The following is a 21,890-nucleotide window of genomic DNA, read 5'->3' as shown; positions in this document are numbered from 1 at the left end:
CGCCGTGGCCGGTCTCCCGGGCCACGGCGCGCAGTACGGTCTGCTACCTGCCGATCTTCACCGACAAGGTGGTGCTGTTGTTGGCTGCCACCGGATCACCTGTTGGCGATGCGACCGCCGCCGTGGTCGTCACCACGCCCTTGCGGCCCTTGACGAGCAGGTGGACGTTGAACGACCAGCTCGCACCGGCGGTCAGTGCGGTCGGCCGGGCACAGGTCAGGACCTGGCCGGCCTGGGTGCAGTTGGCGGTGTCGAACACGTAGACCGCTGCCTTGATATCCGGCAACCCGACGGTCACCGTCGGGGACTGGGCATCGGACGGACCGAGGTTCGCCACCGTGGCGGTGTAGACGATCGTCGACGACGGCTTGTAGACGTCCTTGTCGGCGACGAGCGCCATCCGCAGATCGGCCGACGTGCCGACCGTCGTGGTGGCCGACGCGGTGTTGTTGCCCGGTACCGGGTCGGTCGCGTTCGAGGTCACGGTCGCGCTGTCCGAGATGGGACCGGCCGGAGTACCGGACTGGACGCGGGTGGCGATGACCACCGTGGTCGGACCGCTGGCCGGGGCCATCGTGCCGAGTTCACACTCGACCTGCTTGGACGGCGGATCCTCCGGAATCGTCACCAGCACACAGCTTCCGGATCCCGTCGTCACCGTCGCGGACGTGAAGTCGACCGCTCCGGGCAGGACGTCGACCAGTTTGACCCCGGTCGCCGTCGACGGTCCCGCGTTACTGACCTTGACCGTGTAGGTCAGCGGCCGTCCGGCGAACACCGGGTCGGGACTGTCGGTGGAGGTGACCGAGAGATCGGCCTGGCTTCCGACCTGGGTGGTGACCGTGTCGTTGTTGTTGCCCAGGTTCGGATCGGCCGTCGTCGAGGACACCGTCGCGTCGTTGTGCATCGAGCCGGTGAAGGATGAGTTGATCGTCGCGACGACCGTCATCGTCTCCGAGTCACCGGCCACCACGTTGCCGATCGAGCACGTGGTCGGTTGCGACGCGCTCCCCGGCACACCCGCTGTACAGGTGCCGGCGGTGGAGCTGACCGAGACGACGGTGACCTGTGCGGGCAGGATGTCCCGCACGACCACGTTGGTCGCGGTCGACGGCCCGGCGTTGGAGATCGTGGTCGACCAGGTGATCTGGCCGCCCGCGGTCGCGGTCGCCGGTGCTGTCTTGTCGATGCTCACGTCCGCCGAGGAAACGAAGTGCAAGGTGTCGGACGCGGAGTTGTTCGCCGTGTTGGGATCGACCGAACCGCTGCTGACGGTCGCGGTGTCCGCGATGTCCTGCGCTTCGTTCGCGCTCTCCCGGATCACAACGCTGCGCTGCTGACCCGACGGGACGTCACCGAGCAGACACGTTGCCTGCGCGCTGCCGGCCTGGTCGCCCGCGGGTGCGGTGCACCCGGCCGAGGTGGTGGACAGCTGGAACGTCCCGCTCGAGGTCACCGTGTCGGTCACCTGGACCGCCCGCGCGATGGCCGGGCCGTTGTTCGTCACGGTAATGGTGCACGGGTACGACGTACCGGCTGCTGCCGGACCGTCCGGCAGACAGTTCTTCGCGACTGCCAGATCAGCGCGTCCGGTCGCCGAGGAGAAGGCGTCCAGAACACCCGAACCGAAGGCGTTGTCAGGACCCGCGGCGGCCCGGTCGGTGGCATTGGCATTCAGTACTGCGGTCAACGCCGAGGGTGTCAGCGAATCCGGACCACCGGCCGCGTCCAGCACCAGAGCCGCGACGCCTGCCGCGCTCGGTGTTGCCGCCGAAGTACCGAAGAACCTGCAGTCGCCTTGAGTCGTGGCTGGGCAGCTGCCCGCACCGAAGTCTCCGACGCCGCTGACCGACACACCGTCACCGGCCGTGTAGGTCGGGGCGATCGCCGTTCGGCCACCACCGCCGGCCACACTCTGGTTCGTGGTGCCCGGGGGAGCGACCGCGGGACACGGGTACGAAGTCGAGCACACTGTCGTGCTGACCAGCGAGACCGGGCCCTGGCCGCTGAAGTTCTCCAGCGGGACTGTGGCGGGATTCTGGTCCACACCGGCGTTGACGGCGCCGGCCGAGGTCGCGAGGTCGGTGTAGTTGCTGTCAGGGTTGAGTGATCCGGCGCTGCCGGCTGCGTCGATGGCGCCGGCACCACGCCAGCGGAGGTCGAGCGTCGGCGTGCCCGTCGCGCCGGTCGAGCCGGTCACGTTGACCACCATCTTGACGGTGGCCGCGGTGGTCGCGCTGGGGTTGGTCCAGGCTGCCTGCTCGATCGTGTCGCCGGTACCGCCACCTTGGGCGCCGGTGCTGTTCGCCAGGCAGGCCGTGCCGGCCGCGTTGAGGATGTAGAGATCGAGGTTGGTGAACCCACCCGCGCCTGCCGTGGGGAAGATCGCCCGCGGCTCGCTCCACTGCAGGGTCGAACGGAGCGTGCCGCCTGCCGCGACGGTGACGTCGAAGGTGGTGTCGGCGCCGTTGAAGGCGACGGTGTTCGTGGGAGCCACACCGCAGCCGGTGGGTGCTCCGCCGTCGGGGCCGTTGCCGGTTCCGGTGGCGGCGACCCGCGGAGCGTGCGTGCCGTTCAGGTTTCCGGCCGACGAGCTGACCCAGACGCCCGACGCGGCGAGGATCTCGCCGTTCACCGCGGCGATGCCCTTCTGGAAGGCCGGCTCGCTGTCGAACGGGATGTCCTCGGTCAGGACGTCGACGCCGGCCGTGGCGAGGTCGTTCTGGGCCGCAACATGGTCGGCCACACCGTTACCGGTGGCGTGGAAGAACAGATCGGCGCCGGGCGCCATGTCGTGCACGATCTCCAGCATCGAGGTGCCCTCGTCGCCGGACCCCGTCTCCAGCACGGTGACGCCGGCGGGGAGATCCCCGAGGTCCTCGGCCGCGGCGAGGTTGCTGACGCCGTCCGAGATGACGCCGACGGAGATGCCGCCGCCGTCGAAGCCGATGTTCTGGGCGGCGTCGGCGCGGTGCAGCGCGACGCCTTCACTGAGGAAGCTGCCCGCGTCGGGCGGCAGGGTCTCCGTCGGCCGGATCGCGGCGACCCAACTGAGGGCCGCGACCTCGTCCACCCGGTCGTAGGGCACGAGCGCGCGGAAGACGCCGGCGTTGAGAAGTGCCTTGACTCGTTGGGGTTTGACCCATTGGTCGGAGCCTTTGAGAACCTGCGCTCCCAGCCGTTGCAGCTCGGCCCGCTCCTTGCCGGCCACCCGGCCGAGGGCGTGGACTTCGAGGTCGAGGTTCGCCGCCGTGTCCACGGTCAGCAGCGGATCGCTGAGCTTGGCGCGCTGGCCGGCGTCGAGCCGATGAGTCGCGCCGGCCGCCTTGCCGACCGCGGCGATGCGCTGGCTGACCAGTGACGGGATCTTGGCCGCGGGAGCGGCCGCCGTACTGGCTGCAGGACCGGTGGCCGCGGTGACGGCCGCGGGTTGAGCTTGCGCGATACCTGATCCCATGATCAGGAAGGCGACGAGCCCGGCCGAGGCCGCTGCTCGGCGCTTCCGGGCATGACTGTAGTAACTCATCGGTGGTGCCCCCTGTGTCTCTCGCCCCTGTGCTTCCCCAAGCACCTGTCCCCCCGCCCCCCAGGCGCAGAATGATTTCGACGGTGCTCGCACTCGCCGTGGGTGTCAAGGCCTGAGGCAACGACGATAGGGACCCAAGGCAACCAATCTGCCCTTTCGGGCATCCCCGCGTGCCCTGCGGTCAGGTCAGGAGGGCGGCGGTTTGGGTTTGGAGGAAGGGGATGTGGACCTGGTGGGACCAGCGGTTGACTTCGGTGGCGAGCGCGCGGGACGCCTCGGGATTGCCTTCGTCGCGAGCCAGTACTGCGAGGAGAGCCTGCTGGGCCAACGCGCCCAGGAGGTGACCGGCCTTCTGGCGTAGTTCGGTCGACCGTTCCCACTGCGCGCGGGCGAGGACGAGGTCACCAGCCGTGTGGGCGTGGTCGCCGAGGTGACGCAGGGCGAGCGAGATGAGGAGGTCGTCGGCCGAGCGCTCGCCGAGTTCGAGCGCGGTGTTGTAGGCGGTGAAGGCAGCTGCGGGGAGTTCCTGCAGGTTGTCGGCGATGACGCCTTCGTAGAAGGCCGCGTAACCAGATCGGGCCTCGTCGGGCGCTGTCGCGTGGAGTTCGGCGGCCCGCTTCGCGTAAGCCTCACCAGCGGTGCGGTCACCCGTGGAGAGCGCTGTGCCGTAGTCCTTCTTGAGGTGGAGGAAGGCGAGGTCCCAGCTCGTCGTCGCGTCCGGAGTCTCAGCGAGCGCCTTCTCCAGTACTACGAGCGCGGGGCCGGCGTTGTCGGTCTGCTGGCTGAAGTCCTGGTCGACCGTGACTTCAGCCATCGCAGCCGCGAGGGCGAGGCTGTCGGACGGGGTCGAGGCGGTGGCAGCCCGCAAGAGTTCGGTGGCTGTGGTCCAGCGGCCCGCGCGCATCAACGCGGTCACGGCGGCGAGCAGGGGAGCGAGTGCGATCTGTGTCATGGCGGGACAGTATTTCGACATCGAAAGTTTTGACAACAAAGCTTCAGGCGGTGAATCATTCAGCGGGTGAAGGACTCGATCGACGCGCACGTGGAGCTGTGGAGCCGGGAACTGCCGGAGATGGACCTGCGGGTCGAGGGCATCGCGACCCGGCTGCAGGCTCTCGGGCGCTACCTGGACCGCCAGCGGGACGCAGTACTGGCTCGGCATGGTTTGCAGTGGTGGGGATTCAAGACGCTGCACATGCTGCGCCGGGGTGGTGCGCCGTACCAGTCGACGCCGGGGCGGCTGGCCACTCAGCTCGGGCTGTCGCCGGCCGCGATGACGAATCGGCTGGACGCGATGGAGCGGGCGGGGTACGTCGCGCGGCATCACGATCGCGACGACCGGCGCAAGGTGGTCGCGACGCTCACCGACGCGGGGCTGCTGATCTGGCAGCAGGCAATCGGCGACATCACCCAGGTCGAGGTCGACCTGGTGAACCAGCTGCCCGCCATCGATCAGGATCGCCTGACCGAGCTCCTCCGCACGCTCCTGCACTCGACCGAAAACCAAATGTAGAGAGCCGGGAGACGGCTTCGACGTTCGTTGTGAAGGCACCCACCAGGGGAGTCCGGGCAGGGAGCGTCGAGTGATGGAAGCGTTGAGCGTGGTCGTCAACAGCAAGCTGGTCGCCGATGACGTGCGGCATTCGGTCGGTGGTGACCACGAAGTACGGCGTACCGCTGACGAGGCATTGCGGTTCCAGCGCCGCGAGCGCCGGCTGTGGAACGCTGTGAAACGGAGCATCACCGCGCTGACCCTGTCGAGAACGGGAGATCGGCTCCGACGTTGCTGCTGAGCGACCCCGGTACGGGGACGGACGGACAAGGAGTGGGACCGATGAAGTACATGCTGTTGATGCATTCCAACAAGCAGGACTGGGACGACATGCCGAACACCTGGTCGCAGGAGGACCTCCAGGTGATGGTCCAGTGCATGCACGACCTCAACAAGGAGCTGCAGGACGCCGGGGAGCTGGTCGAGGCACGCGGCCTGACCGGTCCGGACGCCATGAAGACGGTCCGCGCACAGGACGACGGCGAGCCGATCATCACTGACGGTCCGTTCAGCGAGACCAAGGAAGTACTGGCCGGCTACTGGGTCGTCGACGTCGCCTCCGAGGAACGCGCCATCGAGCTCGCAGTGCGCATCTCCCGTACGCCGGGCCCCGGCGGCCGCCCGCTCAACCAGGCGGTCGAGGTCCACCCGGAGGGTGTCGCGCCCGCCTAACTCCTGGGTGGGCGGCGCATGGCCCAGTGTTTTGGGCCTTGGGATGGTAGGTCGAGCTCGGCGAGGACTTCGAAGCCGAGCGACTCGTAGAAGGCGACGTTGGCAGGATCCTGCGTCTCCAGGAACGCGGGGGAGCGTTCCTCGTCGGCCGCGGCGAGGCCGGGAGCGATCACCGCCCGGCCGAGCCCGCGGCCCTGCCGCTCGGGATCCACGCCGACGACGCTGAGAAACCAGATCGGCTCCGACGGCCGGAACAACACCATCGCCTGCTCGTACTGCGCCGCCAGTTCGGCTCGACTACCCGCGATCTCCTGGAACTCCTCGGCCAGCGGGGCAAACACACCGGGCGGTGTCCGCGGCGTCGTCCAACTGGCGACCGCGGAGTGGTCGTTAGCGACCCAGACCCGGCCGTGCGCCAGACCGACTTCGCGGAGGAACAACCGGTGGTACTGCGCAAGTCGGTCGAGGTAGCCGTCCGGGTCGAGCCCCAGCCGGGTCAGCGGGTAGTCCTCGAACGCCCGCACCAACGTGTCCACGGCCGGCTCCAGATCGCCGGCCTCAGCCAACCGGATCTCCACCATGTCGGGTCGCCTCAGCGCAGCTTCGCGACGATCAAGTCGGCGACGGCGGCCATACCGGCTTCGTTCGGGTGGTACGGGACGCCCCGGCCGAGCCGGAAGCCCGTGGTCCAGGGAGTCGCCGATCCCACCGCGTGGTCAAGACTTGCGGCCGAGGCCGCGATCAGGTCGGCACCAGTCTTCTCGGCCGCCGTCGCGAAGGCCTTGGCGAGGCCGTCGGCCATCATCACCACACTCGGCAGTTGCTCCTCGTTCAGCGGTACGTCGAGCCGCGGCCGAGTCGCCGGGCCCGCCACGGTCAGGTAGTCGACGAGCATGATCCGGCTGCCCGGAGCGCGATCGCGAACCTCGGTCACGATCTCGGCAAGGGAAGCCGCGACGGCGTCGTACTCGGACTGGTCCTTGAGGTAGCTCACCCGCGCGCGGATCCGGTTGGCGACGCGCCTGCCGAGCAGGGTGGCGGGCTTGGCGAGCGTGTTCATCAGGCTGCCCCGCAGGAAGGTGCCGATGTACTCGAGATCGTTGCCGCCGGCAGTGATCGTGACGAGCGCCGTATCGGGACCGACGGCATCGATCTGTGGGGGAGCACCGTCCTGACGGTCCCGCAGGATGGTGGCCGTGGTGGCGCCCGAGTACGTCACGTCGGTCAGTTCCAGCGCGAGGGCCTCGGCGACCAGATGCGGATAGTTCCGGCTGGACCGGCCGGCCGCCTTGTCCACGATCGGCTTGATACCGGGTCCGGCGGCAAACGAGCTGCCCAACGCGACGTAGCGACTGCCAGGGGTGATCACGCCCCGACGATACCGGCCCGCTGTGGGGAGGGGATTTCTTGACGGCATACTCACCCGGGTGAGTGACGTGTTCGGGACTGGTGGGATTCGTGAGCGGGTGCTGGCCGGCTGGGCCGCGGCGCCGGTTCGGTTCAGGGAGGACGCCAACGCGGAGGAGGACCTGGCGCTGGGCGGCTACCTCGATCGAGTCGTGGTCGAGCTGGCCCAGAACGCGGCCGACGCGGCTGTCCGCGCGGGGGTGCCGGGGCGGGTCCAGTTCTCGCTCCGGAGCGGGACGCTGGTCGTCTCGAACACCGGCGCGCCGCTGACGGCCGAGGGCGTCGAGTCGCTCGCGACCCTGCGTGCGTCGGCGAAGCGGGACGACTCGGAGAGCGCGGTCGGGCGGTTCGGTGTCGGCTTCTCGGCCGTGCTGGCGGTGACCGACGAGCCGGTGATCCTGTCGCGCACCGGTGGCGTGCGCTTCTCCCGCCAGGACAGCGCGGCGGCTGTCGCCGGTCTGCAGTCGGCGGGACTGGCGACCGAAGTACGTCGACGCGATGGTCAGGTCCCGGTACTGCGCCTGCCGTTCGAGGCCGAGGGCGAGCCGCCGGAAGGCTACGACACAGCCGTGATCCTGCCGCTCCGCGACGAGGCGGCGGCCGAACTGGTACGCCGGTTGCTCGACGAAGCCGGCGATGCGTTGCTGCTCGCGTTGCCGGGTCTTGAGTGGATCGAGGTCGACGTCGAGGGGTCGGTTCGCGTTCTCGCCGACGCCGAGTCACGGTGGTACGTGCAGCGTGCGGCCGGCATGCTCGACGAGAACGACAGAGAGCGCCTCCTCGCCGACCGGCCCACCGAGGAACGCTCACGGCCGTACTGGTCCATCCTCTGGGCACTCCCGCGGACTGCGGCCGCCGATGAGCTGCCTGGAGTCGTCCATGCGCCGACTCCCACCGATGAACCGCTCTCCCTGCCGGCGTTGCTGTTGGCAACCTTTCCGCTCGATCCGTCGCGCCGCCACGTCGCCACCGGGCCGTTGACCGACTACCTCGTCGAGGCGGCAGCGACGGCGTACGCGGAGTTGCTCCATGACCGCGCCGAGGACGGCGCCGACGTGCTGTCGCTGGTTCCGACCGGCCTCGCCGCGGGTGCACTGGATCGTGCGCTCCGAGATGCGAGCCTCTCCGCACTGCCCGGTACGCCGATCGTGCGCGCCGTCGAGGACGGCTCGCTGCTGCCGCCGCGTGACGCCGTCGTCGTCGAGGGCTCGGACGACGCGTTCAACCGCGCCCTCGCCCCGATCGTCCGCGGGCTGATCGGCTCGCCGCGCCACCACCGGACCGCACTCGATGCCCTCGGCATCCGTCGGCTGGAGCTCGCCGACGTCGTCGACCAGCTCGGGTCCGTGGCCGCGGCGGAGCCACCGGCTTGGTGGCGTGAGATCTACGCAGCCCTCTCCGAGATGGTCACCGACGCCTTGCTCCGCGAGTCCCTCGGCACACTTCCCGTCCCGTTGGCGGATGGGCGATTGGTCCGCGGAGTCCGCGGCTTGCTGCTTCCGGGCGACGAGGTGCCGGCCGGCGTACTGGCCAGCTTCGGCGAGTACGGCGTACGGGTCGTGCATCCGGAGGCGGTTCACCCTTCGCTGGAACGGCTCGGCGCAACTCCGATGTCCCCGCGCGCATTGCTGGAGGACAGCGCAGTACGGGTGGCGGTCGAGCATTCCGCCGACGCCGATGATCCCGACGTCATCGCCGACGCGGTGCTCAGCGTGGTCGCGGCGGACGTCTCCCAGGCGGAAGGCCTGTGGTGGTTGTCCGACCTCGTACTCCGAGACGCCGACGGCGAACTCGTCCCGGCCAACGCACTCGTGATCCCCGGGTCGGACGCTGCCGCCGTACTGGACCCCGAAGAGGTCGCACCGATCGACACCGCGATCGTGGAGCGTTACGGACTCCCGGCCGTCGAGGCGATCGGCGTACTCAGCTCGCTGGGCACGATCTCGGCCGCCGACGTCGCCCTCGACGAGTTGCCCGAGTCACTGGCCGATCTGGACGGAATCAGCGACTGGGCGTACGACGTGGCGCCGGACGGCTCGCGATTCGGGGCGACCGTCGGCGAGTTGACCGCCGTCCGCGATCTCGACTGGGTGATGGACGAGGCCTGGCCGCGGGTGCTCGAACTCTTCGGGACCTCGCCCGAGCTGCGCCGCGCGCTGGTCGAGCCGGTGCGGGTGGTCGGGCCGGACGATCGACCGCATGGCGGCTTGTCCTACGCAGCCTGGTGGATCAGGGATCGCGTTGTTCTCGAGGACGGAGAGCTGCTGGCGGGACGGGCCGATCCCGCGGCGGATCCGGTCCTGGCGAGCTTCTTGGACGACGCGCCCGAATGGACGGCGCGGCTCGACCCCGAGGTGCGGACGGCGGTCGGGCTGGTGCGGGTGGTGAGCGATTTGGATGCTGCCGGTGTCGAGCTGTTGCTGGACCGGCTCGCGGACCCTGACCGGGGCGTCGAGGAGAGTGCGATCCTGCGGCTCTGGAGTCAGCTCGGGACGCATTCGGCGTACCCGGGGGAGACGCCCGACGACGTTCGGGTGCTGGACGGAAGCGGTCTCACCCGGGTGGTGAGTGCGGGGGAGGCGGTGGTCGCCGATGCGCCGATGTGGTTGCAGCGCAGCGATCTCGGCGGTTTCGTGGTCGCCTCCGGAGCAGCTGCCGACGGGTTGAGCGATCTGCTCGACGTGCCGATGGCGGAAGAAGTTGCCGCAGGCAAGATTGATGGCGAGGGGACGGCGGCCGACGTACCGGACCTGGTGCGTGAGCTGGTTCCCGAGGCGCCGGACACCTGGTGGGAGCACGAGGAGCTGCTGGTCGACGGCGTCGAGGTCTCCTGGTGGGTCGACGAGGAACGCCGGCCGCACGCCGCGACCTTCGACGGCCTGGCGAAGGCCCTCGCCTGGTCAGCCGGCCGCTGGGACCAACGCCACGTCATCCGCGCCGTCCTCAGCGAACCCGACCGCTCCTCCGAACTCCGCCTGGACGCCACCTTCGACTAACTACTGTTGTGGATCAGGGTGTCCAGAGCAGGGTTGTCGATCGCGGTGGCGAGCAGTCGGGCCGAGTCGGCTGCAGTGGTGTCGCCCAGGTGGGCGTGATGGAGTTTGGCTCGGACCATGAGTTCGCGCATCTCGCAGCGGGCGGCCACTTCGGCCAGTTGGTTCACCAGTGGCCGGGCGCGTTCCTCGTCGTCGCGCGCCAAGGCGGCAGTACTGGCTGCGTCGAGGACATGTGCGTGCACCCATTGGTAGCGGTCCGGCTCGCGACTTGCCCGGCTGGCAGCTTGCGCAAGCCACTCGGTTGCTCCGGCATGGTCGCCACGTCCCGCGCTGAGTAGTCCGAGGCCGCGACCCGCCATCCCTTCCCAGCAAGGATCGTTGAGCTGGCAGCCGAGCACCCAGGCTTGTTCGAAACCGTCGGCGGCGGCGTCCACATGTCCGGCGTACAGCTCGAGCTCGGCATTGAGTGCCTGCGGCCACGGCATGAAAGCGATCCAGCGCTCCTGCCTGACCAGTTCGAGCGACTCGCGGAGGGCCGTGGCCGCCTGGCTGTACTCCTCCCGCAGCAGATGCGCGCGACCCGTGAGCGACAGCGACCAGGCTTTCTGGCGGCGGTCCCCGCAGCGCGCGGCCGATTCCGCCGACTCACCCAACTGCTCGAAGGCCGCCGGATAGTCACCCTGGTCCGACGAGTTCATCCCCCGTACGCCGAGGATCGCCGCGTACTCCTCGTCGGTCTCGGCCAGTTCCTGAGCCTTCGTGAGCCAGTTGCCGGCGGTCTGGCGGCGACCGGCCTGCACCTCCACGAAGCCGAGCTCGCGATGAGCCAGCACCGACGTACTCCGGTCACCGGCCTGCTCGGCGACCAGGATCGCCTCGTGCAGCACGATCGCGCCCTCCTCGTCCCGGCCCCGGACGGCGTGGACGAGTGCGCCGCCGAGAGCCGCGAGCGCGCGACCTCGCAGTACGGGGTCTTTGCAGTGCTCCGCCTCGGACACCGCTCGCCGGAGGCACTGCAGGCCGGCGTCCACCGCGCCGGCCACGATCGCCGCACGACCGGCTTCCAGCTGACTGGCCGCCGCAGCGTGACCGCCCAAGGCGGGACCGGCAGTTGAGCCGGGCCCGAGGTCTGCTGCTTCCCGCAAAGCAGCAGACGCCTCTATGCCGAGCTCACGGCGCAGCAGGTCGGCGCATACCGCGACCTGCCGGAGTGCGGCCGGCCGGTTCCCCGAGATCGCGAGGCTGCGGACGAGGAGCTCGTGGTTGCCCTGTTCCAGGGGATTCATCGCGACAGCCTTGGAGGCGTAGGCAACGGCGTCCGCCGCTCGGCCACTCGCCACCAGCGATGCGGCCGTCTCCCGCAGCCGGCCTTCGATCGCGGCAGAGAGGCGATAGCGCTCAACGAGCAACCACGACTCGAACTCAGGGCAGGACTCGAGGTCGATCCCTTCGAGCAGCTCACCACTGAGCTCCAGCAATGGCTCTGTCGAGTCCCCGGTGGTGACCAGAGCGTCCACGGAGGTCCCCGGGCCGAGCGTCATCACCACGGGATCGCCACTGAGGTCAACGCCTTGCAGTGCTCGTCGTAGCTCAGCCAGCGACCACCGCAGCGCTCCTAGCGGGTCGTCGGCGTCTGCGAACAGCATCTCGGCCAGCCGCTTGCGGGTGGGTGGGCGGTCGGCCAGCAGGACATAGGCGAACAAGGCCCAAGCCTTACGGCCCCGCGGCGCCCGAGACCCGTCTCCCTGGCCGACCGCCGGCGCCCCCAACAGCCGGATCGCCCCCATAGCTGTCCCCTCCCCGATCCCCAGTGTGGCTCACCAACCGCCCCACCGCGAGCGTCAGCGTCTGATGCCGACTGCCTCCAGGTACTCGGCCGGTGCGGCCACCGTGCCGTCGTCCGCCCGGTTGTGGCCGCGGGGCACCTCCGCGAGGTCGGCTGCGAACGAGGCGAGGTCGTCGCCGGACAGGGTCCCCGCGAGGCGGGTGATCGGGCCGTAGTACTGCTGGAACCAGTCGGAGAAGTGCTCTGCGGACAGGTACCGGAACACGTAGTGGCGCTTGGTCAGGCTGACCCACTCGACCCTGTCCCCGAAGAGCCCGGACAGGTGCTCCTCATCGCCCCACAGCGTGGCCGGCTGCACTCCGGGCGGCGGCGGGGCCCACTTGCCGACTGTGCGGAACAGGTCGCCGATCATGCCGGTCGGCGTCCAGCTGGCCAGCGCGATCTTGCCGCCGGGCTTCGTCACCCGGACGAGTTCGTCCGCGGCCCGTTGATGGTTCGGTGCGAACATCACGCCGACCGTGCTCGTGACCAGATCGAACGCGGCGTCCGGTACCGGCAGCTTCTCCGCGTCGCCCTCCAGGAAGGTGACCGGCAGGTGCTCGGCAGCCGCCCGCTCCCGGCCCTGCTCCAGCAGGTTGACCGCGTAGTCCACCCCGGTCGCGTCGGCGAACCGCCGCGCCGCCGCCATCGCCACATTCCCTTGTCCACAAGCCACATCCAGGACGGTCTGACCCGCCCGGACGTCGGCCGCTTCGACGAGCAGCTCGGCGATGATCTGCAACGTGTTGCCGACCCGGGGATAGTCCCCGGTCTCCCACCCGGCCCGCTGCTTGGCCTTGATCGCCTCGAAGTCGATCGCCGCACCCGTCAGTTCCGTACTCATGTCTTTCCCCCTCGAACGAACCGCGCCCCCCAGCAACGCCACCACCCTTCGCGGTGTCACCCCGATCAGACCGCCGCGCCGTGTGACGAGGCGTGTGACAGCTCCCGGTCTCAACACAACGCCTTCGTTGTCAGAGGTTGGTATATCCATTGATCAGCGCGTTCGGTCCGATCCCTTCAGTTTTGCTGCAAAGTCTTTACAACGTTGTCATCGCTACTTATAGTCCGAGAAACGTTTCCATGAGTGACGTACCCGCCCGGTCAGGACTCGGATCGAAGGGAAACCATCGTGAACGATGCGCCGCGCCCCCAGTTCGAAGACGTCGCTGACGTCGTCCGTCATCAGTTGAACAGCCCTCTGACCCGACGCCTCGTGGTGGGCGGAGGCGCGGCCACGCTGGCCGGCTTCCTGGCCGCGTGTTCCGGCAACGGCGGCTCGTACTCCGACAAGCCCGCGAACGACAAACCCGCCGCCACCAAGTCGATCCAGATCGGCAAGGCGAACATTCCGACACCGCGCGACCAGACGGTGATCGTCGGCCAGGTCGAGTACACGGTGTTCGACAGCTTCAACGGGATGATCCCGAACGGCTCGCCCGGTGGTGCCGGCGTGGAGCTGGCCACCGAGCCGCTGTTCTTCCTGAGCTTCGCCACCGGCAAGCTCACCCCGTGGCTGGCCACGGAGTACAGCTACAACAGCGACCACACCGAGCTGACCCTGAAGTTCGACCCGAAGGCCCACTGGAACGACGGCAAACCGTTGGGTGCGAAGGACTTCCGGTTCACCGTCATGCTGCTGAAGGACCGGCCCGACCTGTTCGGCGGCGGCGGTGAGCTCAAGGAGTTCGTGAAGAGCGTCGAGGTCCCCGACGACCACACCGCGGTGGTCAAGCTGCTCAAGCCGACGCCGCGCCTGCACTACAACTTCATCGCCGCGATCTCGGGCGCGCCCATCAACGTGATGGCCGAACACGTCTGGAAGTCGCAGGACCCCACGAAGTACAAGGACAACCCGCCGGTCCGGTCCGGCCCGTACAAGCTGAAGCAGGCGATCCGGAACCAGAAGATGTTCGTCTGGGAGAAGGACCCGAACTACTGGAACAAGGACAAGCTCGACGTCAAGGCGCAGTACGTGATCTTCCAGAGCATGTCGAAGCAGGGCGACCAGGCCTCGCTGGCGTTCGAGCGGGCCGAGTTCGACGTCGGCTCGATCGACGCGCAGCACGCCAAGCAGCTGGCCAACGCCGGCTACCCGAATCTGCAGACCACCCAGTTCCACGATCCGAACCCGCGGGTGATGTGGCTGAACTGCGACCCGGCCCGCGGCGTGATGGCCGAACCCAAGATGCACTGGGCGATCAACTACTGCCTGGACCGGGAGAAGATCGGCAAGTCGGTGTGGCAGGTCGAGGTACCGCCCGCGATCTACCCGTGGGCCGACTACCCGACCAACGAGAAGTGGAAGAACGACGAGCTCGCGAACAAGTACAAGTTCGAGTACAGCCTGGAGAAGGCGACCGCGCTGCTGGACGAGATCTGCCCGAAGAACGCCGCCGGCAAGCGGATGTACAAGGGCAAGGAGGTCAACCTCGAGATCATCACCCCGGCGCAGAAGGACAAGGACGAGTACGCGATCGCCAATGTGCTGGTGACCGACCTGGCCAAGGTCGGGGTGCCGGCCACCTTGCGGAGCCTGTCCGGCAGCGTGCACAGCGAGAAGTTCGAGCGCGGTGAGTACGACATCGACTCCAGCTGGGCCGGGTTCGCGATCGACCCGGAGCAGCTGTACACGGACTGGGAGAGCAGCCGGGCGCGGCCGATCGGCAAGAACGCGGCGGGCAAGAACAAGATGCGGTTCCGGGACCCGAAGTTCGACGAGATCTCGCAGAAGCTGGCCGGGATGGACCCGAACAGTGAGGAAGCCAAACCGCTGCTCGACCAGGCGCTGGAGATCTACTTCCAGAAGCTCCCGCTGCTGCCGGTGATCCAGACCGGCTACCCGCAGTTCTTCAACACCGCCTTCTGGACCGGCTGGCCGACCGATGAGGATCTGTACGAGGTGCCGCTGAACTGGTGGCCGCACTTCACCTTCGTGCTCGCCAGGATCAAGCCCACCGGGCAGAAAGGGCCGGCGTGACCGCTGAGGCGCCGCCGGTCGTTGCTGTGGACAAGGAGCAGATCTCCGCACCCCGGCCCGGGGTGCGGGCCTGGCTGTCCCGGCATCCGCTCGCGGCGTACGCGATCCGCCGGCTCGGGCTGTACGTGGTGGAGCTGTGGGGAGCGCTCACCATCGCGTTCTTCTTCTTCCGGCTGATGCCCGGCGACCCGATCAACACGCTGATCCAGAGCCTGCAGCAGAACTACATCTACAACCAGCAGGCCAGTGCCGAGATCATCGCCCGGTACCAGCACGAGTTCGGACTCGAGGGCAACCTGTTCTCGCAGTACCTGAAATACATGGAGAAGCTCGTGCTGCACGGCGATCTCGGGCCGTCGCTGATCAACTACCCGACCCCGGCGCAGGACGTGATCCTGCGGGCGTTGCCGTGGACGATCGGTCTGCTCGGTATCTCGGCGGTGCTGTCCTGGGTGCTCGGCATCGCGGTCGGTGCGATCGCCGGCTGGCGGCGCGGCAAGCGGGGTTCGGCGATCATCACCAACCTGTCGATCGCGCTGGCCCACGTGCCGTTCTTCTTCGTCGCGCTGATCCTGGTCTACGTGTTCGCCTACACCCTCGGCTGGCTGCCGGCCCGGGCGGCGTACGACTCCAACATCAGTCCGGGGTTCAACGCCGACTTCATCGGCAGCGTGCTGAAGTACGGTCTGCTGCCCGGCCTGTCGATCGTCGGGATCGGCGCGATGGGCTGGATCCTGTCGACCCGGATGCTGATGGTCCCGGTGCTCGGCGAGGACTACCTCGTGTACGCCGAGGCGAAGGGGCTCAAGCCCTGGCGGATCCTGACCCGCTACGCGTTGCGCAACTGCTACCTGCCCCAGGTCACCGCGTTCGGCATCTCGCTCGGCTTCATCTTCAACGGCAACGTGCTGGTGGAGCAGTTGTTCAACTATCCCGGCCTCGGCACGACCCTGGTGACCGCGATCCAGCAACTCGACTTCAACACCATCCTCGGGGTCACCAACATGGCGATCTTCTCCGTCCTGACCGCGGTCCTGTTGCTGGACCTCCTTCTCCCGTTGCTTGACCCTCGGGTCAAGTACTGGAAGTAGGGCCGATGAGAATCCTCACCGCGGTACTCCGAACCGTCCGCAACAGTGGCCGTCTCGCCACCGGCCTGGTGATCATCGCGGTCATGGTCCTGCTGGCCGTGCTCAGTCCGTTGATCGTCGGGTGGATCGGCGGTGGGACGGACCCGATCGAGGTCGCGGCGTACGAGAAGTGGCTGGTGCCGTCGGGCGACCATGTTCTCGGCACCGACCAGTTCGGCCGGGACGTGCTCGCGATGGTGCTGAGCGCGCTCTCGGTGTCGCTGCAGATCGGTGCGATCGCCGGGCTGATCTCGACCGTGGTCGGCGTGGTCGTCGCGTTCGTGGCCGGCTACAAGGGCGGCTGGATCGACAACGTGCTCTCCACGTTCACCGGCATCCTGCTGGTGATCCCGACCTTCCCGTTGCTGATCGCGTTGTCGGCGTACGCGAAGAACGTGAGTCTGTTCCAGGTCGGGGTGATGATCTCGATCTTCTCCTGGCCGTTCGCGGCCAAGACGATCCGCTCCCAGGTGCTCAGCCTGCGCTCCCGCCCGTACGTCGATCTGGCCCGGGTCAGCAAGGCGCGCGACCTGGAGATCATCACCACCGAGCTGCTGCCGAACCTGCTCCCGTTCATCGGCGTCGGGTTCGCCTCGTCGGCGCTCGGCGCGATCTTCGGGCTGGTCGGCCTGGAGGTGATCGGGCTCGGGCCAGGTGGCGTGATCGACCTGGGCCAGATCATCTTCAACGCGATCAACACCGGTGCGCTGACGCTCGGCGCCTGGCCGATGTTCGTCGTACCGATCGTCTTGCTGACCCTGCTGTTCGCGGCGCTGAACATGATCAACATCGGCCTCGAAGAGGTCTACAACCCACGGCTGAGAGGAGTGGCCGGTGAGTGACGAGACCGTACTGGAGGTGTCCGGCCTCGAGGTCGTCTACTCGACCAGCCGTGGCGACGTGAAGGCCGTGGAAGGGCTGGACCTCTCGGTTCGCCGGGGCGAGATCCTCGGCATCGCGGGGGAGTCGGGCAGCGGCAAGTCCACTCTCGCCGTGGCCTTGTTGCGGTTGCTCAAGCCACCCGGCAAGGTGACGGCGGGCTCGGCGATCTTCCACCGCAAGGGCGGTTCGCCGGTCGACCTGCTGAAGGTCCAGGGCGAGGAGCTCCGCGTACTGCGCTGGAGCGCGCTCTCCTACCTTCCACAGGGCTCGATGAACTCGCTCAACCCGGTGATGCGGGTCGAGGACCAGTTCAAGGACGTCATCCTGGAGCACGCACCGGAACGCAAGGAAGCTCTCTCCGAGCTGATCATCCGGCTCCTCGACCAGGTCGGCCTGGAACCGCGGGTGGCCCGGATGTACCCGCACGAACTGTCGGGCGGGATGAAACAGCGCGTGCTGATGGCGATCTGTGTCGCCCTCGAACCCGACCTGGTCATCGCCGACGAACCGACCACCGCGCTGGACGTGACGATCCAGCGCGTCATCCTGCAGAGTCTGGCCGACCTGCGCCGCGACTTCGGCGTCACCTTGATGGTGATCTCGCACGACATGGGCGTGCATGCGCAGCTGGTCGACCGGGTCGCGGTGATGTACGAGGGCCGGCTGGTCGAGGTCGGCGATGTGCACCAGGTCTTCAAGGATCCGCGGCACGACTACACCCGCCAGTTGATCGACTCGATCCCACGACTCGGAAGGAGGGCGTCATGACGGATGGCAAGGTGATCGAACTGCGCGGCGTCCAGCAGCGCTTCCATGCCCGCGGTACGGCGGACGGCTACCTGACCGCCGTTGCCGACGCCACCTTCCGGCTCGACGCGGAGCCGCCGCAGGTGGTCAGCCTGGTCGGCCAGAGTGGCAGTGGCAAGAGCACGATCGCGCGCAACGTCCTCGGCCTGCAGAAGCCGACCGCCGGCACGATCACCTATGGCGGCAAGGACATCTTCAAACTCAACCGCGCCGAGTACGACGAGTACCGTCGCAACGTGCAGCCGGTCTTCCAGGACCCGTACTCGATCTTCAACCCGTTCTACCGCGTCGACCGGGTGCTCTGGAAGGCGGTCAAGAAGTTCTCGCTGGCCACCACGCGGGAGGCCGGCCAGAGCCTGATCGAGGAGTCGCTGCAAGCGGTCAGCCTCGACCCCGGCCGGGTCCTGGGCCGGTATCCGCACCAGCTGTCCGGTGGCCAGCGGCAACGGATCATGCTGGCCCGGATCCACATGCTCCGCCCGGCCTTCGTGATCGCCGACGAACCCGTCTCGATGCTCGACGCGCAGATCCGCAAGCTGTTCCTCGACATCCTGCTGGACTTCCAGCGCGACCACGGCATGACGACGCTGTTCATCACCCATGACCTGTCCACCGTCTACTACCTCGGTGGCCAGGTCATGGTGATCAACCAGGGCGAGATCGTCGAACGCGGCCCGGTGACCGAGGTGATGCACACCCCGAGCCACCCCTACACCCAACTGCTGCTCGACTCCATCCCGCAACCGGACCCCGACGCGCGCTGGACCAACCGCATCACCATCCACGAAACCGGCGCCACCCCACCCACCGACACCGCGGAAGAAGCTACTCCGATCATTTGACGGTTCGGCGCCAACCGAAACCTGCCATGGCGGTGAGTATGCCGAGCAGACCGAGGACGGTGATGAGAACGAACGCGGTGTGGAAGCCGGCCAGGCCGGAGCCGGCGACCAGGACCGTCGCGACGACGGCGACTCCGGCGGCGCCGCCGATCTCGCGCATCGTCTCCACCAAGCCAGAGGCCAGACCGGAGGCCGACTCATCCACGCCTGACAATGCGCCGATCTGCAGTGCGGGTCCGCAGAGCCCGAAGCCGACTCCGGCCAGGAGGAAGGCAGGCAGGAGTTCGGTGACGTAGTCGGCCTCCGCCGGCACTCGGGCCAGCCAGGCCGCTCCGACGGATACCAGTGCCATGCCGGTCACCAGTACCCAGCGGATCCCGAGCAGCGGAATGAGCCGGGCGCCGTTCATCGCTACGACGACGACAGTGACCGTCGTGGCAAGCCAGGACAGTCCGGTTCGGGTCGGCGAAAAGCCCAGCACCTGCTGCATCAGCAGGGAACCGATGAAGATGTAGGACAGAAGCGTGGCGAACGCGAGGAACGCGGTGAGGTTGGCAGCGACGAGAGTCCGGTTCTTCAGCGTCGACGGCGGAATGAGCGGGGCGGCGGACCGTGCCTCGATCAGAACGAAGCCACCGAGTAGCACGCCGGACACCGCGAACAACGCCAGAGCCGAGCCGGATAGCCAGCCGTGACCGGCGGCGTGCTGCAGTGCGTAGACGAACGCCAGGAGACCGGCCGTCACCGTGGTGGCACCGGCGGTGTCGAGTCGGGTGGTGCGGTCGACCGCACGATCCTTCGGCAGGAACGCGGTGGCGAGAGCGATGACCACCAAACCGATCGGGACGTTGATGAAGAAGGCCCATCGCCAGCCCGGACCGGCTGTCAGCAGGCCGCTGGCGACCACACCGATCGAGCCGGCGGCGCCACCGACCGCACCGAACAGCCCCAGCGCGCGGTTGCGTTCCGCGCCTTCGGTGAAGGTGACGGCCAGTAAGGACAGCGCCGCCGGTGCAACCAGCGCGGCACCGAACCCCTGAATCCCGCGGGCGGCGATCAGCAGACCCGCGTCCGAGGTGGCACCCGCGAGGAGCGAGGCGAGCGAGAAGATGACGAACCCGGCCAGGAACACCCGCCGGCGTCCCAGGTAGTCGGTCATCCTGCCGCCGAAGAGCAGGAAGCCGCCGAGCAGCAGGCCGTACGCGACGACCACCCACTGCACCGTCGCATGGCTGACCCCTAGTTCGTGCTGGATCGAGGGCACCGCCACGTTCACGATGGCAGTGTCGAGGCCCACCACCCCCTGCGCGGTACAGGCCAGTGCGAGCACCAGCCCGCGTCGGGCGGGCCGCGCGGGCGGTCTCTGGTCGACTGCTCCGGGCTCGAGGTCGCAGCGAGACATGGATCGTTACCTCCGTTGTGGTCGGTTGTGCCCGACCGACGAAGGGGACGGCGCCAGATCGACATCCGCCCGAAAAAACCTCAGAGTTTGTCGAGCCGCCCCGCCAGGTACCGGCGTTCCGCCTCGGTCGGAGCCAACTCCAGGGCCTCCGAGTACGCCGCCTTCGCCTCGGTCACCCGCCCGGCTCGCCTGAGCAGGTCGGCCTTGGTCGCAGGCAACAGGTAGTAGCCGGCGAGCCGGCCGGACGCGGTCAGCTCGTCGACCAGCGCCAGCCCGGCCGGGATACCTTCCGACATCGCGATCGCCACGGCACGGTTCAGGTCCACCACCGGTGACGGCGCCAGCCACGCGAGTTCGGCGTACAGGCCGGCGATCTGTCCCCACTCGGTGCTCTCGCTGTCCGGGGCGGTGGCATGACAGGCGGCGATCGCGGCCTGCACCTGGTACGGGCCGGACCGCAGCATGGCCATCGCCCCACCGAGTACCGCGACACCTTCGTCGATCAGGTCGCGATCCCACTTCGACCGGTCCTGGTGCTCCAGCGGGACCAGGACGTCGCCTTCGATCCGCGATGTTCGCCGAGCTTCGTGCAACAGCATCAGCGCGAGCAGACCGGCGGGCTCGGGCTCCTGCGGCATCAGCCGAACCAGTACTCGCGTGAGGTGGATCGCCTCGGCCGTCAGCGCCCGGCGTCCTTCCTGTTCGTCATAGCCCTCGTTGAAGATCAGATACAGCACTCCGAGCACCGCGGCCAGCCGTTGCGGCAGCAGGTTGGCGGGCGGGACGCGGTACGGGATGCCCGCCTCGGCGATCTTGCGCTTCGCACGGACCAGACGCTGCGCCATCGTGGTCTCAGCGGTCAGGAAGGCCTTGGCGATCTCGGCCGTGCTGAGTCCGGCCAGCGTCCGCAGGGTCAGCGCGACCCTGGCCTCGAACGGCAGCGCCGGATGGCAACAGGTGAAGATCAGCCGCAGCCGATCGTCGGGAATCTCGTCCACGGCCGGTTCGTCCGGCTCCCGCGCCAGTACTGCGAGCTGCCGCAGCTTGGCGCGCCCGACCGCGTCCCGGCGCAACCGGTCGGTCGCCCGGTGCCGCGCGGTGGTGGTCAGCCAGGCACCGGGACGACGCGGAATACCGTCTCGCGGCCACGTCGCGAGCGCCGCCTCGAACGCCTCCTGAGTGCAGTCCTCGGCCAGATCCCAGTCCTGGGTCTGCCCGACCAGGGTCGCGAAGACCTGACCCCACTCCTCCCGGTACGCCGCGCCGACGGCCTCCCGGACGGCGTCGGGGGAGGCGGTCACTCCCAGACCGGGCGGATCTCGATGCACCCGCGCGCCGCGTAGGGGTGGCCGGCGGCGATCTCGATCGCCTCGTCGAGATCGGCGGCCTCGATCACCGACACCCCGCCGACGAAGTCCTTGGTCTCGGCGAACGGCCCGTCGGTGGCCAGCGTCTCGCCGTTCCGGACCCGGACCGTGGTGGCGTCGGCGACCGGCCGCAGCCGCGCCCCGAAGAGTTCCGCCCGGCGCTCGTCCAGCGCGGCCTTCCAGGCCGTGTGCACGGGATCGGCGGCCAGTTCCTCCTGGCTGGGCGACCCGTTCTCGTCGTCACAGATCAGCAACATGTACCTCATGACCCGAGTCTGCCAGCCGCCCGGACCCCGGTCCCAGCGTGGTATCGATTCCATAACCGTTCGGCCCGAGAGGTTGCCGATGGCATCGGAGCGGTTGCCTCACGCAATCGGATCGGGGCGGAACGGCGTTTCCTCGCGGTGTTCGGTGGATTGTTTCGGGGGTTTGGAAGGTTTGGAAAAACTTGCAGGTGTGCTCATCTTGACGCGTGGGGTGAGTGCTCGGTTACGGTTTGTGA

At 68.3% G+C, this 21,890-nt stretch carries 18 protein-coding genes; 9 read left to right on the top strand and 9 right to left on the bottom strand.

Annotated features, from left to right (window positions below; all coding sequences use genetic code 11):
• Positions 1-43 precede the first annotated feature (43 nt).
• Both ACQPYM_RS25315 and ACQPYM_RS25310 read right to left on the bottom strand, forming a co-directional pair.
• Positions 44-3,526 carry a hypothetical protein gene (locus tag ACQPYM_RS25315; protein WP_433004605.1) on the bottom strand — a complete coding sequence of 1,161 codons (3,483 nt, stop codon included), beginning with the start codon at positions 3,524-3,526 and terminating at the stop codon, positions 44-46.
• Positions 3,527-3,707: 181 nt separating this feature from the next.
• Positions 3,708-4,478, bottom strand: a complete 771-nt coding sequence (locus ACQPYM_RS25310; protein WP_433004602.1) for a hypothetical protein — start codon at positions 4,476-4,478, stop codon at positions 3,708-3,710.
• A 66-nt stretch (positions 4,479-4,544) separates the two neighbouring features.
• Here ACQPYM_RS25310 and ACQPYM_RS25305 point away from each other — a divergent pair, with 66 nt between their 5' ends.
• The 3 genes from ACQPYM_RS25305 (at position 4,545) to ACQPYM_RS25295 (ending at position 5,750) form a co-directional block, all read left to right on the top strand.
• Positions 4,545-5,039 (top strand): MarR family winged helix-turn-helix transcriptional regulator, encoded by a 495-nt coding sequence (locus ACQPYM_RS25305; protein WP_433004599.1) that lies wholly within the window; start codon positions 4,545-4,547, stop codon positions 5,037-5,039.
• A 73-nt stretch (positions 5,040-5,112) separates the two neighbouring features.
• Positions 5,113-5,319 carry a hypothetical protein gene (locus tag ACQPYM_RS25300; protein WP_433004596.1) on the top strand — a complete coding sequence of 69 codons (207 nt, stop codon included), beginning with the start codon at positions 5,113-5,115 and terminating at the stop codon, positions 5,317-5,319.
• 41 nt (positions 5,320-5,360) lie between these two features.
• Entirely contained in the window at positions 5,361-5,750 is a 390-nt protein-coding gene (locus ACQPYM_RS25295; RefSeq protein WP_433004593.1) for a YciI family protein, read from the top strand.
• On the opposite strand, the gene ACQPYM_RS25290 is transcribed toward ACQPYM_RS25295, so the two are convergent.
• Both ACQPYM_RS25290 and ACQPYM_RS25285 read right to left on the bottom strand, forming a co-directional pair.
• Positions 5,747-6,331, bottom strand: a complete 585-nt coding sequence (locus ACQPYM_RS25290; protein WP_433004590.1) for a GNAT family N-acetyltransferase — start codon at positions 6,329-6,331, stop codon at positions 5,747-5,749. The two genes, ACQPYM_RS25295 and ACQPYM_RS25290, sit on opposite strands and share 4 nt — an antisense overlap.
• 11 nt (positions 6,332-6,342) lie before the next feature.
• Positions 6,343-7,119, bottom strand: a complete 777-nt coding sequence (locus ACQPYM_RS25285) for an SGNH/GDSL hydrolase family protein (RefSeq protein ID WP_433004587.1) — start codon at positions 7,117-7,119, stop codon at positions 6,343-6,345.
• Between the two features lie 58 nt (positions 7,120-7,177).
• Here ACQPYM_RS25285 and ACQPYM_RS25280 point away from each other — a divergent pair, with 58 nt between their 5' ends.
• Complete coding sequence (locus ACQPYM_RS25280; protein WP_433004584.1) at positions 7,178-10,153, top strand: sacsin N-terminal ATP-binding-like domain-containing protein; 2,976 nt, start codon at positions 7,178-7,180, stop codon at positions 10,151-10,153.
• Here ACQPYM_RS25280 and ACQPYM_RS25275 read toward each other — a convergent pair.
• Both ACQPYM_RS25275 and ACQPYM_RS25270 read right to left on the bottom strand, forming a co-directional pair.
• The gene (locus tag ACQPYM_RS25275; protein ID WP_433004582.1) at positions 10,150-11,940 is read right to left on the bottom strand and encodes a BTAD domain-containing putative transcriptional regulator; all 1,791 of its coding nucleotides are present in this window, start codon (positions 11,938-11,940) and stop codon (positions 10,150-10,152) included. The two genes, ACQPYM_RS25280 and ACQPYM_RS25275, sit on opposite strands and share 4 nt — an antisense overlap.
• Before the next feature lie 54 nt (positions 11,941-11,994).
• Complete coding sequence (locus tag ACQPYM_RS25270) at positions 11,995-12,822, bottom strand: class I SAM-dependent methyltransferase (RefSeq protein ID WP_433004579.1); 828 nt, start codon at positions 12,820-12,822, stop codon at positions 11,995-11,997.
• Positions 12,823-13,110: 288 nt separating this feature from the next.
• Here ACQPYM_RS25270 and ACQPYM_RS25265 point away from each other — a divergent pair, with 288 nt between their 5' ends.
• From ACQPYM_RS25265 to ACQPYM_RS25245, 5 genes are read left to right on the top strand one after another with little or no spacing between them, the layout of a single operon-like run.
• Complete coding sequence (locus tag ACQPYM_RS25265; RefSeq protein WP_433004576.1) at positions 13,111-14,958, top strand: ABC transporter substrate-binding protein; 1,848 nt, start codon at positions 13,111-13,113, stop codon at positions 14,956-14,958.
• Positions 14,955-16,049 (top strand): ABC transporter permease, encoded by a 1,095-nt coding sequence (locus ACQPYM_RS25260; protein WP_433004573.1) that lies wholly within the window; start codon positions 14,955-14,957, stop codon positions 16,047-16,049. Before ACQPYM_RS25265 ends, ACQPYM_RS25260 begins: the two co-directional genes overlap by 4 nt.
• A gap of 5 nt (positions 16,050-16,054) precedes the next feature.
• Positions 16,055-16,930, top strand: a complete 876-nt coding sequence (locus ACQPYM_RS25255) for an ABC transporter permease (protein ID WP_433004570.1) — start codon at positions 16,055-16,057, stop codon at positions 16,928-16,930.
• Positions 16,923-17,738, top strand: a complete 816-nt coding sequence (locus tag ACQPYM_RS25250) for an ABC transporter ATP-binding protein (RefSeq protein WP_433004567.1) — start codon at positions 16,923-16,925, stop codon at positions 17,736-17,738. Before ACQPYM_RS25255 ends, ACQPYM_RS25250 begins: the two co-directional genes overlap by 8 nt.
• The gene (locus ACQPYM_RS25245) at positions 17,735-18,619 is read left to right on the top strand and encodes an ABC transporter ATP-binding protein (protein WP_433004564.1); all 885 of its coding nucleotides are present in this window, start codon (positions 17,735-17,737) and stop codon (positions 18,617-18,619) included. Before ACQPYM_RS25250 ends, ACQPYM_RS25245 begins: the two co-directional genes overlap by 4 nt.
• Here ACQPYM_RS25245 and ACQPYM_RS25240 read toward each other — a convergent pair.
• The 3 genes from ACQPYM_RS25240 to ACQPYM_RS25230 all read right to left on the bottom strand — a co-directional run bounded on the left by ACQPYM_RS25240 (position 18,612) and on the right by ACQPYM_RS25230 (position 21,654).
• Complete coding sequence (locus ACQPYM_RS25240; protein WP_433004561.1) at positions 18,612-19,895, bottom strand: MFS transporter; 1,284 nt, start codon at positions 19,893-19,895, stop codon at positions 18,612-18,614. The genes ACQPYM_RS25245 and ACQPYM_RS25240 overlap by 8 nt on opposite strands.
• 206 nt (positions 19,896-20,101) lie before the next feature.
• Entirely contained in the window at positions 20,102-21,328 is a 1,227-nt protein-coding gene (locus ACQPYM_RS25235) for an RNA polymerase sigma factor (protein ID WP_433023383.1), read from the bottom strand.
• On the bottom strand, positions 21,319-21,654 hold the full coding sequence (locus ACQPYM_RS25230) for a YciI family protein (RefSeq protein WP_433004558.1): 336 nt from the start codon (positions 21,652-21,654) through the stop codon (positions 21,319-21,321). The genes ACQPYM_RS25235 and ACQPYM_RS25230 overlap by 10 nt, the downstream gene beginning before the upstream one ends.
• Positions 21,655-21,890: the final 236 nt, after the last annotated feature.

Origin of the sequence: Kribbella sp. CA-294648 (genome assembly GCF_050943845.1) — a bacterium.
Taxonomy (GTDB): domain Bacteria; phylum Actinomycetota; class Actinomycetes; order Propionibacteriales; family Kribbellaceae; genus Kribbella.
Note: the sequence above shows the minus strand (reverse complement) of the source record. Positions and strands in the feature narration are given on the sequence as shown.

Excerpts from the sequence above, each read along its gene's own strand:
- ACQPYM_RS25315 (WP_433004605.1), bottom strand. The coding sequence starts at position 3,526 with ATGAGTTACTACAGTCATGCCCGGAAGCGCCGAGCAGCGGCCTCGGCC.
- ACQPYM_RS25310 (WP_433004602.1), bottom strand. The coding sequence starts at position 4,478 with ATGACACAGATCGCACTCGCTCCCCTGCTCGCCGCCGTGACCGCGTTG.
- ACQPYM_RS25300 (WP_433004596.1), top strand. The coding sequence starts at position 5,113 with ATGGAAGCGTTGAGCGTGGTCGTCAACAGCAAGCTGGTCGCCGATGAC.
- ACQPYM_RS25295 (WP_433004593.1), top strand. The coding sequence starts at position 5,361 with ATGAAGTACATGCTGTTGATGCATTCCAACAAGCAGGACTGGGACGAC.
- ACQPYM_RS25290 (WP_433004590.1), bottom strand. The coding sequence starts at position 6,331 with ATGGTGGAGATCCGGTTGGCTGAGGCCGGCGATCTGGAGCCGGCCGTG.
- ACQPYM_RS25275 (WP_433004582.1), bottom strand. The coding sequence starts at position 11,940 with ATGGGGGCGATCCGGCTGTTGGGGGCGCCGGCGGTCGGCCAGGGAGAC.
- ACQPYM_RS25270 (WP_433004579.1), bottom strand. The coding sequence starts at position 12,822 with ATGAGTACGGAACTGACGGGTGCGGCGATCGACTTCGAGGCGATCAAG.
- ACQPYM_RS25255 (WP_433004570.1), top strand. The coding sequence starts at position 16,055 with ATGAGAATCCTCACCGCGGTACTCCGAACCGTCCGCAACAGTGGCCGT.
- ACQPYM_RS25245 (WP_433004564.1), top strand. The coding sequence starts at position 17,735 with ATGACGGATGGCAAGGTGATCGAACTGCGCGGCGTCCAGCAGCGCTTC.
- ACQPYM_RS25230 (WP_433004558.1), bottom strand. The coding sequence starts at position 21,654 with ATGAGGTACATGTTGCTGATCTGTGACGACGAGAACGGGTCGCCCAGC.